Origin of the sequence: Prevotella marseillensis (assembly GCF_900625065.1) — a bacterium.
In the GTDB taxonomy this organism is placed as follows: Bacteria; Bacteroidota; Bacteroidia; order Bacteroidales; family Bacteroidaceae; genus Prevotella; species Prevotella rara.
On record NZ_UYXY01000001.1, the window covers coordinates 1,552,385 to 1,569,135 of the forward strand.

Sequence of the window (16,751 nt, forward strand, 5' to 3'; positions counted from 1 at the left end):
GCAAAACAACACCCATAGGTTTCAAATCATTAACCTATTGTTTTTGAGTCGTAACTCGGCCACTTTTGATGCAAAAGTGACTGAGTTTTTAGGCACAAACAAATGAGTTTTAATGGCAAAACTGATGCGTCGGGATATGTCGCGAGCAGCTAAACAAAAATGGGGTAAAAATGCAGGCAACAAAAACCGGCCTATACAGTCAAAAGGAGAAAAGGAAGAGTTAATAAATCATAAAAATAATGACGGCATATAAGTTACGCCGCAACATAACAGCAAGCGACGTAACTATCAGATAATCAATGCCTATTTAAAACAAAGTAAAAAATAAGGCTTTAAGCTCTTTGAAAACGCCTGAAATGCCTTTACGCCGAACAGCATCGGACAGCGACACGACAAAAGAGGATTTGGCAATATGAACAAAACAGACTATATTTGCTGCGTATTTAACCCATATTATATGAAAGATTTTACTGAAGAATTGATTCTCTTTATCAGAAGACACAAAATCCTGGCATTAGTTGTCTATGCGGCTGCAGTAATGACGGTGTTGACTATGACGTTTAGCGAAAGCAATGACGAAAGATGGTTGAACCTTAATCTTTTAGACATCATAAATCGGATGTCAGATTAATAAACGACCTAACAAAAAAACAGAACACGGAACAGTTTTTATTGATTCCGTGTTCTGCTGCTATATGTTTAATCCTAAACCGGCCATCCGGCCGCATACTTGGTTTACAATATTATCACTGCGCTTTATTTAACAAGCACTTTATATGAATTATTGTTGATGCGAACAATAAACAGACCCGGCTCTGAGCTTATGTCAGATGCCTTGCCGCTATAAACCATCTGTCCGCCAACGGTGTATACCTGCATCATCTCTCCGTCTGCACCCTCAACAACAATTCTGTTGTCAGCTGCATAGACATTGATATTGTCATTAAACGTCTGGCTTGCAATTCCGGTGCCGATAGACTCCATGAAGCTCAAAATCGGGAAGCCGTTGTTTATGTTCTTTGTATCAGCTGCCCATACCTTATCTTCGCTGCCGCTACCGTTGTTGAGCGTAGTAACAAAATCTTCAGCCTTCATCTGCTCTGAAGTCATGACAGGAGCATTTGTTATTTCGAAGGCACCAAAGATATCGGTAACTTCACCGCATGAAGAACCGGCAAACACATCAGAGCTGAAATACATGTCGTGCATCTTAAGCGTGTTGAAATTCAGGAACATGGCAAGACCAATGATACCGCCTAAAGTAGAGTTGCCATCTATTGCACCGACATTATAGCAGTTGTATAATTCACAGTTATCTCCACGGCCTAAGGCATCACCAATGATACCGCCGAGACGCTCCGGACCACTCACTTTACCGGTATTAATACAGTTGCGTATAACGCCACCCTCAAGCAGTCCGATAACGCCGCCTGCACCATTTGTCATAGCTTTAACATCACCGAAGTTTGCACACTCTTCAATCAGGCTGTAGCATGTACCGGCAACACCTCCTGCTGACATACCGTTTCCGCCTTCGCTTCCGGCTGTAATATCTCCATAATTAACGCACTGTCTGATGACGCCTTCTCTGTAATTAGAACCAACGATACCGCCGGCATAATAGTAAACACATGATATGTCAACCTTGTTGACACAATTCTCAATGATACCGCTGTTTGAGCCTACAAACGGACCAACAACCATATCGCCCGTAATCGAACCGCTCTCAATTGTCAGGTTTCTCAACTCAAAGCCCGGATCAGTGCATCCAAACATACCCATTGACTTATAGTCAGTCAAACCAGGAATGGTCAGATTAGTAATTTTATGGCCGTCGCCGTCTACTTTTCCGCTGAAAGCAACTATTACATTTTCCTCACCAACAGAACAGTTGTATCCGATAGGGAACCAGTCGTGACCTGCCAAATCTATATCAGCAACCAGTTTGAAATATGTATTTTCGTATACAGAGGTACCGTCGTAAACATCTTTAGCCAGTTTAGCAAGCTGCTCCGGAGTTTTTATCAGATAAGGCGATTCTGCCGTACCCTCGCCACCTTCAAAACTTGAAGCAGCGAAATCTGTCCATTGTGTCCCGTCGGCAACAGCAGATACATGATTGACACTTTTGTCGAACGAATAAGACGCTGAAGCTGTCAGACTCTGCATAGACAGTCCTAAGCAAAATAAAAGTAAAGTTTTTTTCATAGTTAAATTATTTTATAAGAATTTATATGATTATATTTGTCAAATATAGACAAAATAAAACAAACCGCAATGAATTATTACAATTAAATATCATTTCGCTTTATAAATTAAGCCATATAGACATATATTTTAATTTATTAATATTAAAACTTTTCACTTTCAGATATCAGCTGAAAGGGTTAATGTAAAGATATTTTCTGCCTACCTAAACGGAAGATGAGATGCAAATATTAGAACACTATATAGGATTATGAGAAACTATTTCGCAAGATTTACCCCCAATCGGTTATCAGACCGCATATAACTTTATCAATTTTATGTATTCATGCTTTCAGCCCGCCTTTTGTTTCTGTTAGCGTCTTTTTGTTCGCTTTTTCTTGACATGGCCCGCTATGCCTGCAAAAAATCCAACAAAAAAGCCGCTCTATATAAAGCAAAAATACAGACCGAATGCAAATAACCTATTAGGAGTTAAAAGTAATTAAAGAAAATAACATTGGCTTTTATACTTTTGCCCATGACCCTGTTATGACAGTAATCATAAGGTCTAAAACAAAAGAATAAAGTAACAGAAAAGCCTATACATCAGAGCAAGAAAAAAGAAACAACAACAGGTCATTATAATCAAACAAGAAAAAAGTATAAAATATGAAAATATGACGACAAATGAGCGTAAATTTAATAATTTTGCAAGTTGAACGGCTTAAGCCGGAATCAACAACATATTAACAGAACAGAATATGAACACTCCATCGTTACAGCAAATTATAGACATAGTTAAGGAGGCTGCGGGACTGATGCAGACCGATGCCTTCGAAATATCAGAAAAAGAAGGATTTGCCAACATCGTGACATCATCAGATGTGGCTGTGCAGGACTTCCTGTGCGGCAGACTGAAAGAACTGATGCCTGACAGCGGATTTCTGTGTGAAGAAGAAGACATGTGGGACACATCGCACGAATACACATGGATAATAGACCCAATTGACGGCACGGCAAACTATAGCCGCGGCATAGCGCAATGCGCAATATGCGTAGGCCTGAAGCACAATGAAGACATGGCTATGGGCGTGGTGTATATACCGATGACAGGAGAAATGTTTTATGCCGAGCAAGGCAAAGGTGCTTTTCTGAACGGACGACAGATACACGTGTCAGACCGCCCGTTTGAGAACTCGCTGCTATGCACAGCCCTGCCTGTATACCACAAAGAGTATGCACAGATGTGCTCTGACATTATAGTTGAAGCCTTCGGCCGCTGCAACGACATAAGGCGCTTCGGCGCTTGCGCCCCGGAACTGTGCTATCTGGCAATGGGTCGCTGCGAACTCTACTTTGAATATCTGCTCAGCCCATGGGACTATGCTGCAGCCTCACTAATTGTGACTGAAGCCGGAGGCACAATAACAGCCACAGACGGATCGCCTGTAAAACTGACGCAAAAGGGCGGTGTCATAGCAGCCAACAACGCAGCCAACCATAAACAGATGGCAGACATCGTGGCAGAAAAGACCAGAAGCACAAACTGACAGGCACGCACGCGAAGGCATAAAGACCTGAGCGGCACGGACAAGACGCGGCTATAAAGAGACAGCCGCGTCGAAATCGCTGTTGACCCGGCGCATCCATTCAGGAAGCATAGCCAAAGCCTCATCCTGCAAGTTGTCAGGCATAGACCTGTAGAAGGCATAAGCCATAGGCCCGGCAATGGCTGCAAGAGTGTCGGCATCGCCGCCGAGAGAAATGGCAAGCTTGATGCAGTCGACATAATCTTTCGACTCAAGAAAACAAATAAGAGCTGCCGGCACCGTGCCCTGACAGGTGGTGTCGTTTACGTAGTCATCATGAATATCGGCATAACCTTTTAATGCCCAGTCTGGATAGAAATGTTCGAGAACACAAGACCTGACATACGCCTTGTCGCGGCCCAACTTGAGATGATACACAGCCAGTGCCGTTGCCATAGCCCCCTTTATACCTTCTGGATGATTGTGAGTGGGCATAGCCGTAAGACGTGCCATATCGACACACTCTTCTTCTGTTCCGGCAAGCCATCCGGCAGCACTGCATCTCATAGCGCTGCCGTTGCCATAACTGCCATAAGGATTATGGACAGATGAAGCCATCCAAAGCCTGAACCTGTAGCCGTAGCCTGCATGCGGATGCCCGTTGGTACGCTTCCACAGATTATCGGCCATGTCGAGATTGTTCAACAAGGCTTCGGCACAAGCAAAAGTACATACTGTGTCGTCGGTAAAACGTGCGTGAGAAGCAAACATCTCAACGGCATCATAATTCTTCGTACTATTATATCTGCTCTCATAAGCACTGCCGGCAATGTCGCCAATGGCTGCACTCAACAATAAATTCTTCATATCGAAACAACTATTATCTGATAATAACAAGCAAAACTCTGCCGGCAGCTAAAACTCCGGAAATATGCCGTTACGCCTGAGTTCCTCATACTTTTCAGCGTCAAAGCGATAGACTGAACTTTTATGACCTGATGCAGGCGCAACCTTAACAAGAAGGCCTGTACGCAACATTCTGCCACCAAAGCTCCGATGATCAAAGCTAACACAAAATACTGCTTCATAAAGGGTGCGCAACTCCTTCATGGTAAACTCTTTTGGCAGAAGGCCGAAGGCTACGGGATGAAAATGGATGCGCTCACGCAAACGTGTAAGGGCATCTTTCAATATACGTGCATGATCGAAGGCCAAAGGCGGCACCTCGTTGAGCGAAAACCACCGCGCCCTTGAAGCATCGTCGCCGGGACGCACCTCACTTGTGCGTACAAGAGCATAATGTGCTATTGTTATTACACGCTCACGCGGATCGCGGTCAGGGGCACTATATGTATGAAACTGCTCCATATAAGCCCCGGTCAGTCCTGTTTCTTCTTCAAGTTCGCGCATGGCACCCTCGTCTGCCGACTCATCCATATTGAGAAATCCGCCGGGAAATGCCCAACAGCCTTTAAACGGCTCAGCACCACGCTCGATGAGCAACACCTGGAGACTGGAGCCATCAAATCCGAAAATGACACAGTCAACCGTAACTGACGGGTGAGGATGCTTATATGTATAAACCTTATTTCCCATATTGTCTTTGTGTATTGATTCTGTTGCAAATATAGTGAAAGGCGAGAGCAATGCAAAACAAAAAAAACATTTTTTTGAATCTGCAATGCCGAGCCGAATCCTATATTATGAAAATATAGTGAAAGGCGAGAGCAATACAAAACAAAAAAAAGTTTTTTGAATTTGTATTGCCGAGCCGAATCCTATATTATGAAATATATAGCGAAAGGCGGGAGCAATGCAAAACAAAAAAAACATTTTTTTGAATCTGCAATGCCGAGCCGAATCCTATATATATCAGGCACGAAATGTCCAGTCTGCCCAAAACATGAGCAGCAGACAAATGTTTGCAATATAAAAGGCACAGAATAATCAAAAAAACAGCTATATTTACAGCCGGAAAAAATTATATAAACAAAGAAAAACAGAATGGGAAAGAAAGAATATATCAAGGCTAACCGCGAATGGCTTGAGGCAAAAGCCGGCGAAGACGGCGTAATGGCTCTGCCGAAAGGCGTTTATTACAAAGTGCTTTCGGCTGGAAACGACAACGGCGTACACCCTACTCCACGAAGCATTGTAACGGCACACTATACAGGACGCACCATTGACGGCAAAACATTCGACTCAAGTGTTGGCGGAACTCCTGTGGCTTTCAGACTGAGTGACCTCATTGAAGGATGGATTATTGCCATGCAATACATGTGCGTAGGCGACAAATGGGAAATTTATATACCGGCAGAACTGGGTTACGGAAAATTCTCACAACCGGGAATACCGGGCGGCTCAACATTGATATTTGAGATAGAACTGCTCGGCATTGCATAAAGTCAACGCAAAGATAAAGACAGACAGCAGGGCCATCAACGGGCAGAAGCAAGTCTGCAATAAAGAGACAAAAGTTCGTGATTGGCCTTGCCGTCAATACTAATGCTGCGCTGTTCGTCAAACAGGTCGAGCGAAGGGGGACATTCTCCACATACATCTATACCTATGACGTTCTCGTTTCGAAGTATTATTGAAAGCAAACTCTCAAGTGATGCAAGCGACAAAGAGCCCTGATCCCAGTTGGTAACGGCAGAGTCAGTATTAAGCACATCCTTGTCTACTGAAATATACACAGGCTCGTCGACATGTTCAGCTGAGAACTTTCTCCATGCCTCAGCATGCTCTAAAGAAGACTCACCATAAAACTTTACCCGGTCGCGATACTCATCAGGAACAGCCAGGATAAGTCTGTCGGCTGCCCCAACGATAAGCACCTTGCGCAAGAACTTATTAGTGTCGAGCATGGTCTTAACCCAAGAGCCACACGAAAGCATCTCATCGAATAAAGACGGCTGCATGTCGGGATGATGGTCGAATACTACCATTGAGAACGGTTCGATTATTTTATCGGTCCAAAACTTGCTGACGTAATGATAATTGCCAGAATCGATAAAATGCAGTCCGTGTGGACTGTAAGGCTTCATCCTACGTCTGAGCGCATCGGCTGCTTCAGCATCACAGTAACAGTCGGTGCCATTAAGGTCGGTACAGTCAATCCAGCGGAAATGACTGTTTGACAGAAAACGCTCCTGCTCATATACATGAGTGAAGTTCATCACCACAATTTCAGGTTTCATCTTACAGTTAGTTTTTTATGTTTATTTGCTGTATTGCGCCTGCAAAGCCACAAGCTACTCGACCGCAACACTTCCGGCATTAATCCTAAAAACTGCCGCACAGAGCAAGAGCGAGCAGAAGAGTCAAAAGTCAGGCATGAAAAATCAGCCTTGCTGACGCTGCGGTCTAAGTTCCCAAAAAGCTACGGCTGCCGCAGCAGCCACATTAAGAGAGTCGACCTGATGTGACATAGGGATGCGCACCACATAGTCGGCCTTACAGATAGCTTCAGCAGGAAGTCCGTCGCCCTCGGTACCCATAATGAGCGCAAGACGCGGCTCGTCTTTCAGCGGTTTATAATCAAGAGGCACAGAACGGTCGGTAAGAGCCATTGCCGCCGTGCGGAAGCCAAGGCGTGACAACTCGCCAAACGGATCGTCGCACCATGTCCACGGAACAAGAAAAACCGAACCCATAGACACCCTGACAGCACGACGGTTAAGAGGATCGCACGAATCGGGCGTTATCAGCACGGCATCAATGCCCAAGGCTGCAGCGGAACGAAATATAGCACCAATGTTGGTTGTGTCGACAACACCATGAATGACTACAACCCGGCTTGCATCACGGCAAACATCACTGACAGAAGGCATGACAGGACGACGCATGGCACACAGCACGCCACGCGTAAGTGTATACCCGGTAAGTCCAGACAAGACATCACGCTCACCGGTGTATATCGGCACATCACCTATACGCTCCACTATATCGGCAGCATCGCCTGTGATATGCTTACGCTCGCACATAAGCGCCAAAGGCTCATATCCGGCATCGAGAGCCACACGTATAACCTTAGGACTCTCAACAATAAACAGACCTTTTCCCGGCTCTACACGGTTACGGAGCTGTGCTTCGGTAAGTTTACCGAATATTTCTACTCCGGGATGACTTAATGATGTTATCTCTATTACAGGCATGCAGCAATGATAATCTTTTTACGTTTGTATTATGACGATACAAAAGTAGCATTTATTTGCCACACTCCATAAATATTCATGCACAAAAGACTATAGGCAGATGCTGTTTTTATAGAACTTATAAGAAGTTAACGGAAGTTTGCGGCATATCAAGACATTAGATTAATGCCACAATTATATGGATGCACAATATTCTCCCGCATGATAATGGCATATAAAGAACAGCCACAAGACAAACCTACATTAAAATGAAAAATGAACAACAAAACAGCCAAAAACATCTATGACCAACCGGGAATAGCATAAAGAAAACCTGCCGCACCATAATGGCACGGCAGGGCAATCGCTAAATCTAAAAGACACTCACGTGCCAATAAAAAAGAAACCAACACGACACTCACGTGCCAAAATAAAAGGAAAATCAAATTACAACGCCAATATAAATGTAGCAATTGTATGACATCAACTACCAACAAATCCGTAATCGGCATTAAGTTTCCATATCAACAAATTACTTTAACCCAAATCAGTAATCAGGCTATGTATTGTTTAATACAATTGGTATATTCATACTTTCAGCCGTATTTGTATTTTCTATCGTCGGAGTTCATAAACCGCACGCCAGTGAAAGTTATACGGCAATCAACTCAATATAAAATGACAATACAGCAGAAAGCCAATAACCAGTTGGGGGTAAATCTCATCAAGCAAATTGTCTATGAAAAGACATCTGCAAGACTTCATCAGCACTCCGCACAAAAGTCATAATAAAGCTATAATTTGAACATAAAGCCGAAAGCATAATCAAGCAGCAATAAAGTCAGGCTTTTTCTGGGAGGCCCAATTCCCTACGCTGCCGCTGAAGGTCAAGTTCGCGTTTTTGCCGTTCTCTCCTTTCTTTCATCATATCCTGCCATTTTGCATATTGTCCGTCATCAAGAATCTTTTTCATCTTCTTGTCCATCTTCTCTTCACGCTTTTTCATCTGTTCAGCCTTCTCGCTGAAATCTGCATTATCCGTTCCATCACCTGGTCTAGGCCTCATTCCTCTACCGGGCCCCATGCGCATACCATCAGGTCTCATTCCCGGATGCATTCCGCCGCGACCTTCCCCAGGGCCTACCATGCCATCAGGCATTTCTGGTTTATTTTCATCGGCCATGGCCTCAGCTTCTTTCAGGTTGAGCTTGTAAACCTTTTTATATTGCTTTTCTGTAAGTTTCAGTTCCTCTTTCATCCTGTCTGTAAGCTCACGCACCGAAGTTTCTGGGTCAACAACTTTTCTCATTGCCGGTTTACGGCCCTGTTGCTCTTGTGCATAAACACCCGGTGAGCCCAAGACACAGAAAAGCGACATTGCAAAAGCAGCTATAAAAGTTAACTTTTTCATATCATTTAATTTGTTTATGAAACATTTCTGCGGCAAAATTACAAAATGCGTAATTCAAATAAAAACATAATCAACAAACAGGAAGATTATATATACCAAAACGAATAGAAATCTTAACCCGAAAAAAATTTTTAATAATCTATCATAAAATCAGTCCGCTACATATGCCGGAATACAGGAAATGACTAATAATGGAAAATTACGAAAGCAAATAATAAAAAGGCAAAATATGCATGCAAATGCCTAAAAAATATGAAATAATCAGGATTTATGCCTTCACCTTTATTATCTCATTCAAGTCTGTCGTATATCTTTGTGAGGCATGTTCGTGCTTGAGATGCCAATTGTTGCCTGTGCCCTGCACGGCAATCTTAACCATGCCATAGCCGTTTTTGCGGTTTATACAATCTATTGCGGCAGCAAGTCGGGCCTGCTTTGCACGGTCAACCTTATCAAAAAGATAAGTCTGAACTGCCGTGTCAGGACAAATGTCCCACACTATTACACCAGCCTTCTTAAAGCGGCATGTATCAGCCGGCCACTGAGAGCGCAAGGCATCTACTGCCGTTGACACGAGTTCACGCAAATCATTTGTGGGAACTGTCATCACTGACGTATGGTTTATTGCACGGCGAGGCACATCTGTACGGAAACGGCATGTATAGGCAAACACTGTAACGGCACCACAACAGCTGTGCTGTTGCTTAAGCTTGCGAGAACATGCCGAAGCAAAGTTTGCCACGGCCTCCTCTAAATGACTGAGTTCAGACAAGCCTTCATCGGCAAAACTTCGGCTCGTGCATATGCTCTTTTTCTGCGGCAACTCTTCTATATCTATGCAACTTTCGCCATGAAGTTCGCGCCAGGTTCTTACTCCTGATATGGTAAGCATTTTGCGCACCCAACTCTCACTGCGCTGCACCAGGTCGTAGGCGGTGTGTACTCCATAATAGTTGAGCTTAGACACGCTGCGCCGTCCAATGCCCCACACATCAGCCACATCAAGTCCCTGCAGAGCTTTTATACGTTTGTCAGCTGTATCGATAAGGCATACGCCGTGATAGCCCTTGAAACGTTTGCCATACTTAGAAGCCACCTTAGCCAAAGTCCTGGTAGGAGCAATGCCCATGGTTACCGGTATACCCGTACCCTTGCCTATGGCACGCACAATCTTCATTCCATATTCGCGCAGCATATCGCCGCTGCCAAAACCAGAAAGGTCAACAAAAGCCTCATCAATTGAATATTGACTGACATCGGGAGCGAACTCGGAAAGAAGCATCATTACGCGCCTGCTCATGTCGCCATAAAGGGTGTAATTTGAACTGAACACGGCCACCTTGTTTCTCTCGAGCATATCTTTAACCTGATAGAACGGAGTGCCCATGGCAATGCCCATGGCCTTTGCCTCATTGCTGCGCGCTATGATGCATCCGTCGTTATTTGAAAGCACTACGACAGGCGACGTTCGCAAGGCCGGATTGAACACACGCTCACACGAACAGTAAAAATTATTGCAGTCAACCAAGGCAAACATTGTATAACTATCTTCTTAGCTGCCGTTTTATATTATAGGTAAGAACGCCCCACACGATAAAATTGTTCTCCTCTGTTACCTTTATCGGAGGATAATCGTCATTGGCAGGAATTAGCCAAAGACAACTGCCATCTGGATCTATCCTTACTTTCTTCAGTGTAAACTCGCCGTCGATAAATGCCACGACAATATCGCCGTCATGCGGGTCGATAGACTTGTCTATAACGAGCAAATCGCCATCGTCAATGCCACATCCCTTCATTGAGTCGCCGACAGCACGAGCGTAAAACGTTGTGGCCGGATGACGCACAAGTTCACGGTTAAGGTCAATGCTGTCAGACAAATAATCTTGTGCCGGTGAAGGAAAACCTGCACGTATGCCTCCGTCTGCATAAGTAAGGCTTAACTCACTGCTAAGATCTGCCGAATATAGTATAAGGGTCATCTTCTGAGTGCGTTTTTAATCATATCCTCTCTTACAAGTTCCTTCTCCATAGCCGAGAGTTTAGGCAACTTCACCCTGTCGGGACATTCAGTCTGATACGCCTTAACCTCGTTAATAAGCTGTTGCCAATCGTACAAGAATTCTTCAGAGCAGCCATGCTTACGGTAAATGTCCATAGCCGCCTCCAATATTTCGGGAGCACAGCTGTCGTCACCCTGAAACACAACAGCCGGTATATAGTTGGTTATACAATCTCTCAGTAACCTTAACTGGTCCTTCATTAGCGTTTTTAATTAAATTAATGCATAATAGACGTAACTGCCACAGAAATATGCCAAACGGCAATATGTCAAAGAAAATAGCTTATCTGACAACGGTATCATGTATCACCTGTAAATATCTATTTTACAGCTTATTATGAAGCATGCTGCAAAAGGCCTTGTTTTAGCGTTCAAAAAGCCGTCTTTTACAATCCAATATGCCGTCTTTCGGGATGCAAAAGAATGTCTTTTGCAATATCACTGCCGGAGCTCAATATAAAAACTTGCCGTGCAATATTCACTCAGCACAATACATTGGCATGCGGGGCGTATCGCACATAGCTCTAACAGTAGCCATAATATCTGATTAGCGGTTATTCATAATCATCTATAACCGAATTGACAAAGTCCATCATTGGCTTACCGACAGCCAGGATGTCTGACATCTCGTCGAGCCATGTGCTCTTTGAAAAGAATATGTCGGGCACAGCTGTCCAGCAGCAGTAATCTTTCATTCGCAGATACTGGATAAACTCATAATCGCGCGGAAATCCAGACGGAGCAGTCTTCAGACTTTCCAATCCAAACCCCTTAGGTGAATCCCATGTTCCTTCGCCCGGACGGCCAAAGAGTTCTACAAACTTCTTGCTCTCAACAATGCCTCTCCATGTATCTATGTTAGCCATTATCTCGTTTCTGCAGGAAGTAAGGATATTGGTAGGAAGCCAATAGCTGCCACATGACAACAGACAGTGTCCCGGCTCAAAATGGATGTAATAACCTCCATGAAGCGCCTTCTTGCCATGGGCTGCAATATATGCCCCAAGATGAGTCTTGTACGGAGACTTATCCTGCGAAAAACGTGTGTCGCGATAGAAACGGTAAGTTACATCCTTTATTGTAAGATGTTTTACCGAAGGGTCGAACTCTGTAATCCTTGCTATTGCCTCTTCTATACATTTTTCAAACACAGCCTTGGCTGAAAGATATTCGTCCTTATGGCTGTTAAACCATTCCCTGTTGTTATTTTTTCTTATATTTTCAAGAAAATCGAATATTATTTTTGTTTGCATAATACCTACAGACCATTAAATAAGACTACAAAATTCAATAAAAAAGAATACCGGTTCTACAACTTTGAGCCGTCCATTATTTTAGGACAGAAGTGATCAAAAGGACACTTCTCACAATGAGGCTTACGGCTCGTACATACGTACCGGCCGTGCAACAACAGCCAATGATGTGCATCTGTTGCATATTCTGCCGGGATGTTAGCCATAAGTTCACTCTCAACTTTAAGCGGCGTGTTGGCCTTACGTGTTACAAGTCCGAGCCTGTGGCTCACACGGAACACATGCGTGTCAACGGCAATGACCGAACGCCCGAAAGCTACGGCCTGAATGACATTGGCCGTCTTGCGCCCCACTCCCGGCAGTTTTATCAACTTATCCATTGTGTCGGGCACTTCGCCGTTGAAGTCAGATATCAGCATACGTGCCATGCTGACAAGATGCTGCGACTTGGCGTTAGGATACGACACGCTCTTTATATACTCGTAAACCTCATCCGCCTCCGCCTCGGCCATAGACTTAGCATCAGGATAACGGTCAAACAGCTGCGGCGTGATAGAGTTGACGCGCTTGTCGGTACATTGGGCACTGAGAACAACGGCAACCAATAATTGAAAAACACTACCGAATTCTAATTCGGTAGTGACTTTCGGCATTTCTTCTTTGAAATAATCAATTATGTACTGATACCTATCCTTCTTGTTCATTCTCTTCAGCTGAAGCCTCGGTATTGTTCTCAAAATCAGTTATTCCGTTCTTAACCAATATGTTGTACCATTGATACAGCTTCTTGATGTCGCTGTCGTGAACTCTGTCCTGATCGAAATCCGGAAGAACCTTTGCAAAGTGATCACGAAGTTCCTTTGAAGGACATTTTCTGTAATCTATTGATACCTCGCCACCATTCTCTACTTTATAGAGGTCAGCAAGAATCTTTGTCAAAGGCACATCATCGGCATTTGTATACATGGCTATGTCGTTAAGACTTGTTACACAGTCACTTGCAAACACCGGCATACGCTTATGTGTTTCGTCTACTTTTTCAACTATTAAATTAGCCTTGCCTCTTGATACCAAAATATAAAGGCCTGGTTTTCCTGAGATAGAAAGAATTGTCTGTTTCATCTTTATATTCAAAAAAATTATAATTAAATTAATTACATTATTATCATTACTTGTCCAACGACTCGAGCACCTTGTTTATCTGGCTTTCGATGTCGCTATGACCATCGTTCACGATAACATAGTCGCTCAGCGCAGCCATATCCTCCTGAGACATCTGATGGTTTATCCAGTCGCACGCCTTCTGACGAGAAATGTTATCGCGCTCCATCACTCTCCTTATCCTCACCTCCAATGGAGCAGTGACGCATATTGTCTTGTCTACCAACCTATCGAAACCGCTCGAAAACAAAATAGCACATTCCATCCATGTATAGTCAGAATGAACAAAATCGTCTGCCACGGCAGGATGTACAATAGAGTTGATCTTTTCTGTATTTTCAGGACTCTTCAGCAGAAATGATGTCAGAGCCGGCTTGTTGAGCACTCCGTTGACATAAGCATTGTCGCCCACTAATGCCGTAAGTCCGGCATGTATCTTTTCGGATGTGGCCATAAGCCGCTTTGCAGCATCATCACAGCTGTAAATACGTATGCCACGCTTCTCAAGCATACTGCAAATATAACTTTTTCCGCTTCCTATACCGCCTGTAACTGCAACTTTCACCATTTTACTCTACTGCTCCTCTATTAAATAGTCAACCTGATTCACATCCATCTTTGCATTGCGTACGCCGTGAGGAATATAACGCAGATATACATTACATTTTTCCGACGGACTGTCAATCAGTTCGTTATAATCAACAATAACCTTAAACTTATCAGGCTGAATGGTTCTGAACATGCTGGCACCAACCGTAAACGTAACAGTTACGCGAGACGGGAACGTGCGCAATATTTTTCCTTCCGGCATATTCACTGCAACGATAGGCACCTCGACCTTTTCTTCTGTCAGAATATCCGGGAACAATGATATCTTTACATTATCAGGCACACTCTTGACTCCACGTGTCTTAAGCAACGGCACCTGACGTATCACAGTATCTGTTAAATTTGTTATGTTAAGGCGTTCTGTATATACATATTTAATACTGTCGAGAACATCACGCCCTGCATATATGTCTATTGAATCCGGAGAGAACATGACCTTGGCAAGATAATAGCTTCTACCAAGACGTATCTTTCCGTTTAACTTAACGGGCACCCGCTTCTTTAATCCATAATTGAAAAAGAACTCATACTTGTCGGGCTTTATGCTCGTTATATGGGAAGAATTAAAAAGCTGCTGATATATCAGTTTCTGCAATTCAGCAGAAGCTACGGTTCCTGTACCTGTGTTTTTTGCGTAACTGTTGAACTTGACTTTTATTGGATGTATCTTATTGCTGTACAAATATGTAAGCAGATAATAGCCTTTATCACGAACCGTAACACGTATGTCAGTTGTTGTGTCGCTTGTTAAAACAACATTTTTAGGTATATCGACCAATGTGACCGGTACCTCTATTTCTTTTTCATAGGTTTCATTCAAGGTCATCAACAACCAGAATGTACCGCTTAATATTAAAAAAAACAAGAAAATCAGAAACTCCTTGTTTACAGAACTAAACAAGAAGCTTCTGATGACTTTAAATATATGAAACAATTTTGAATCGTTCATTATTTGTTTTGACCAGCTGTAAGCTCTGATGATGTCGCATCGGCAAATACATAACCTTTGTCAACACGAATTGTCACACCTTTTGCAATCTCTATTTCAACAATATTGGTTGCAAGGTCTATTCTTTTAACTTCACCATAAATTCCACCGCCGGTTACGACCTTTGTACCTTCCTGAAGAGCATTCTGGAACTTACGGATCTCTTTCTGCTTCTTCTGCTGAGGACGTATCATAAAGAACCACATGATAGCGAATATAGCCACCATAAAGATTAGAAAACTCATACTTCCTCCCTGCTGAGCCTGAGAAGCCAAAAACATAAATGTGTTCATTTCGTTAATTCAGTTAATTTTATTTATTAATTCATTTTTTATTGTCACTTATAGGTTTCAACAGCACGCCAGTATTTATAAGATGCCTTGCGATTGTGTCAAGCATACCGTTGATATATCCGGCACTCTTAGGAGTGCTGTAAACCTTTGCCAGATCAACGTACTCATTAATAGTAACGTTAATAGGGATATTGGCAAATGTAAGCATCTCGGCTATTGCAATCTGCATAATCACGACATCCATATATGCCAGACGTGAGAAGTCCCAGTTACGTGAAGTCTCGCTCATATAATGCTGATACTTGTCTGCATTTAATATCGTTGAGCGGAAAAGTTTACGTGCGAAGTCCTTGTCTTCGTCGTCTTTATACTCCGGCAGCAGTTCCTGCTTATCATCATTTGCAGGATCAAAGCGCTTTATTGTCTTCAATACAAACGTATCAACAATCTCTTTGTCATCATTCCAATAAAGACTTTTTTCCTCGAGCAGAGCATCAAGTTCCTCATTTTCCATAATGAATGTCTTATAAAGCTTGCGCCACAATTCACGGTCTGCCTCATAAGAAGAGTCGTCACTGCTCATATAGTCTGTGTAGATTCTGCTCTGAACGATCTGAGAATATAGTTTTCTTACGAACTCTATATCATCATCCCATGTCTGTTTCTGAGTTGAGATAAAGTCACAGAGCTGCTGGTTTGCCTCCAGCTGTATGGCAAACTTATTATCAACGAACTTACTTGACGGCATGGCAGTATTTTCTCGGTTGGCCCTTGCCACTTCGACATCATAATGCTTGCGTGCCTCTTTTGACACGGCAACAACCAATGCCAATAAATAATGGTAAAGATGATAAGCTTTTGAAAGACTGAACAACAATTCTTTCTCTGCCACATCTATATTCCGATTGCCGTTTTGATAGTATGCATAGGTTAACTGGACTATCTTTATTCTAATTAATTCCCTGTTAATCATTATTTTATAGATTATTTTCTATTTTAATACGTGCAAAAGTAGGTAAAAATAAGAACATTTGCAAGAAAACGGTATAGTTTTTATATGTTTTTATTGTTATTATTTGCTCATTAGAATAAAAAGTAATAACTTTGCATCGCTTTTTCAGA

General features: G+C 43.0%; 19 protein-coding genes. 3 read left to right on the forward strand and 16 right to left on the reverse strand.

All coding sequences use genetic code 11. From position 1 onward, the window contains the following. The first annotated feature begins 112 nt into the window (after nt 1-112). Entirely contained in the window at nt 113-253 is a 141-nt protein-coding gene (locus EJL04_RS16335) for a hypothetical protein (protein ID WP_164511728.1), read from the forward strand. A gap of 503 nt (nt 254-756) precedes the next feature. Here EJL04_RS16335 and EJL04_RS06520 read toward each other — a convergent pair. Beyond that, nucleotides 757-2,208 carry a hypothetical protein gene (locus tag EJL04_RS06520; protein WP_125104438.1) on the reverse strand — a complete coding sequence of 484 codons (1,452 nt, stop codon included), beginning with the start codon at nt 2,206-2,208 and terminating at the stop codon, nt 757-759. A 740-nt stretch (nt 2,209-2,948) separates the two neighbouring features. Here EJL04_RS06520 and EJL04_RS06525 point away from each other — a divergent pair. Then, nucleotides 2,949-3,737, forward strand: a complete 789-nt coding sequence (locus EJL04_RS06525) for an inositol monophosphatase family protein (protein ID WP_053397751.1) — start codon at nt 2,949-2,951, stop codon at nt 3,735-3,737. A 51-nt stretch (nt 3,738-3,788) separates the two neighbouring features. Here EJL04_RS06525 and EJL04_RS06530 read toward each other — a convergent pair whose 3' ends face one another. Further along, nucleotides 3,789-4,583 carry an ADP-ribosylglycohydrolase family protein gene (locus EJL04_RS06530; RefSeq protein ID WP_125104439.1) on the reverse strand — a complete coding sequence of 265 codons (795 nt, stop codon included), beginning with the start codon at nt 4,581-4,583 and terminating at the stop codon, nt 3,789-3,791. 48 nt (nt 4,584-4,631) lie between these two features. Beyond that, nucleotides 4,632-5,312: an NUDIX hydrolase gene (locus EJL04_RS06535; protein ID WP_125104440.1), complete on the reverse strand. Its 681-nt coding sequence runs from the start codon at nt 5,310-5,312 to the stop codon at nt 4,632-4,634. A 408-nt stretch (nt 5,313-5,720) separates the two neighbouring features. On the opposite strand from EJL04_RS06535, the gene EJL04_RS06540 reads away from it, so the two are divergent. After that, nucleotides 5,721-6,119: a BamJ family beta-barrel-assembly machinery protein gene (locus EJL04_RS06540; RefSeq protein ID WP_125104441.1), complete on the forward strand. Its 399-nt coding sequence runs from the start codon at nt 5,721-5,723 to the stop codon at nt 6,117-6,119. Nucleotides 6,120-6,154: 35 nt separating this feature from the next. On the opposite strand, the gene EJL04_RS06545 is transcribed toward EJL04_RS06540, so the two are convergent. From EJL04_RS06545 to nusB, 13 genes are all read right to left on the reverse strand, one after another. After that, on the reverse strand, nt 6,155-6,916 hold the full coding sequence (locus EJL04_RS06545) for an arginase family protein (protein WP_125104442.1): 762 nt from the start codon (nt 6,914-6,916) through the stop codon (nt 6,155-6,157). 144 nt (nt 6,917-7,060) lie between these two features. Continuing rightward, nucleotides 7,061-7,873, reverse strand: a complete 813-nt coding sequence (locus tag EJL04_RS06550) for a TrmH family RNA methyltransferase (protein WP_125104443.1) — start codon at nt 7,871-7,873, stop codon at nt 7,061-7,063. A gap of 820 nt (nt 7,874-8,693) precedes the next feature. Beyond that, on the reverse strand, nt 8,694-9,263 hold the full coding sequence (locus tag EJL04_RS06555; RefSeq protein WP_125104444.1) for a hypothetical protein: 570 nt from the start codon (nt 9,261-9,263) through the stop codon (nt 8,694-8,696). A 268-nt stretch (nt 9,264-9,531) separates the two neighbouring features. Then, a complete protein-coding gene (locus EJL04_RS06560; protein WP_125104445.1) occupies nt 9,532-10,800 on the reverse strand; it encodes a Y-family DNA polymerase in 1,269 nt (422 codons plus the stop codon). A gap of 7 nt (nt 10,801-10,807) precedes the next feature. Continuing rightward, complete coding sequence (locus EJL04_RS06565) at nt 10,808-11,245, reverse strand: LexA family protein (RefSeq protein ID WP_021855570.1); 438 nt, start codon at nt 11,243-11,245, stop codon at nt 10,808-10,810. After that, nucleotides 11,242-11,526, reverse strand: a complete 285-nt coding sequence (locus EJL04_RS06570; protein WP_125104446.1) for a hypothetical protein — start codon at nt 11,524-11,526, stop codon at nt 11,242-11,244. Before EJL04_RS06570 ends, EJL04_RS06565 begins: the two co-directional genes overlap by 4 nt. 353 nt (nt 11,527-11,879) lie before the next feature. Further along, the gene (locus tag EJL04_RS06575; RefSeq protein ID WP_125104447.1) at nt 11,880-12,578 is read right to left on the reverse strand and encodes a DUF2461 domain-containing protein; all 699 of its coding nucleotides are present in this window, start codon (nt 12,576-12,578) and stop codon (nt 11,880-11,882) included. A 56-nt stretch (nt 12,579-12,634) separates the two neighbouring features. Continuing rightward, nucleotides 12,635-13,282 (reverse strand): endonuclease III, encoded by a 648-nt coding sequence (gene nth, locus EJL04_RS06580; RefSeq protein WP_053397743.1) that lies wholly within the window; start codon nt 13,280-13,282, stop codon nt 12,635-12,637. After that, entirely contained in the window at nt 13,266-13,700 is a 435-nt protein-coding gene (locus EJL04_RS06585; RefSeq protein ID WP_053397742.1) for a DUF5606 family protein, read from the reverse strand. The genes nth and EJL04_RS06585 overlap by 17 nt, the downstream gene beginning before the upstream one ends. Nucleotides 13,701-13,746: 46 nt before the next feature. Next, nucleotides 13,747-14,307, reverse strand: a complete 561-nt coding sequence (gene coaE / locus EJL04_RS06590) for a dephospho-CoA kinase (RefSeq protein ID WP_125104448.1) — start codon at nt 14,305-14,307, stop codon at nt 13,747-13,749. Nucleotides 14,308-14,313: 6 nt separating this feature from the next. Continuing rightward, nucleotides 14,314-15,174 carry a CdaR family protein gene (locus EJL04_RS06595; RefSeq protein WP_338142710.1) on the reverse strand — a complete coding sequence of 287 codons (861 nt, stop codon included), beginning with the start codon at nt 15,172-15,174 and terminating at the stop codon, nt 14,314-14,316. Between the two features lie 122 nt (nt 15,175-15,296). Beyond that, the gene (gene yajC, locus EJL04_RS06600) at nt 15,297-15,629 is read right to left on the reverse strand and encodes a preprotein translocase subunit YajC (RefSeq protein WP_021855563.1); all 333 of its coding nucleotides are present in this window, start codon (nt 15,627-15,629) and stop codon (nt 15,297-15,299) included. Between the two features lie 31 nt (nt 15,630-15,660). Then, on the reverse strand, nt 15,661-16,602 hold the full coding sequence (gene nusB, locus EJL04_RS06605; RefSeq protein WP_021855562.1) for a transcription antitermination factor NusB: 942 nt from the start codon (nt 16,600-16,602) through the stop codon (nt 15,661-15,663). Nucleotides 16,603-16,751 lie beyond the last annotated feature (149 nt).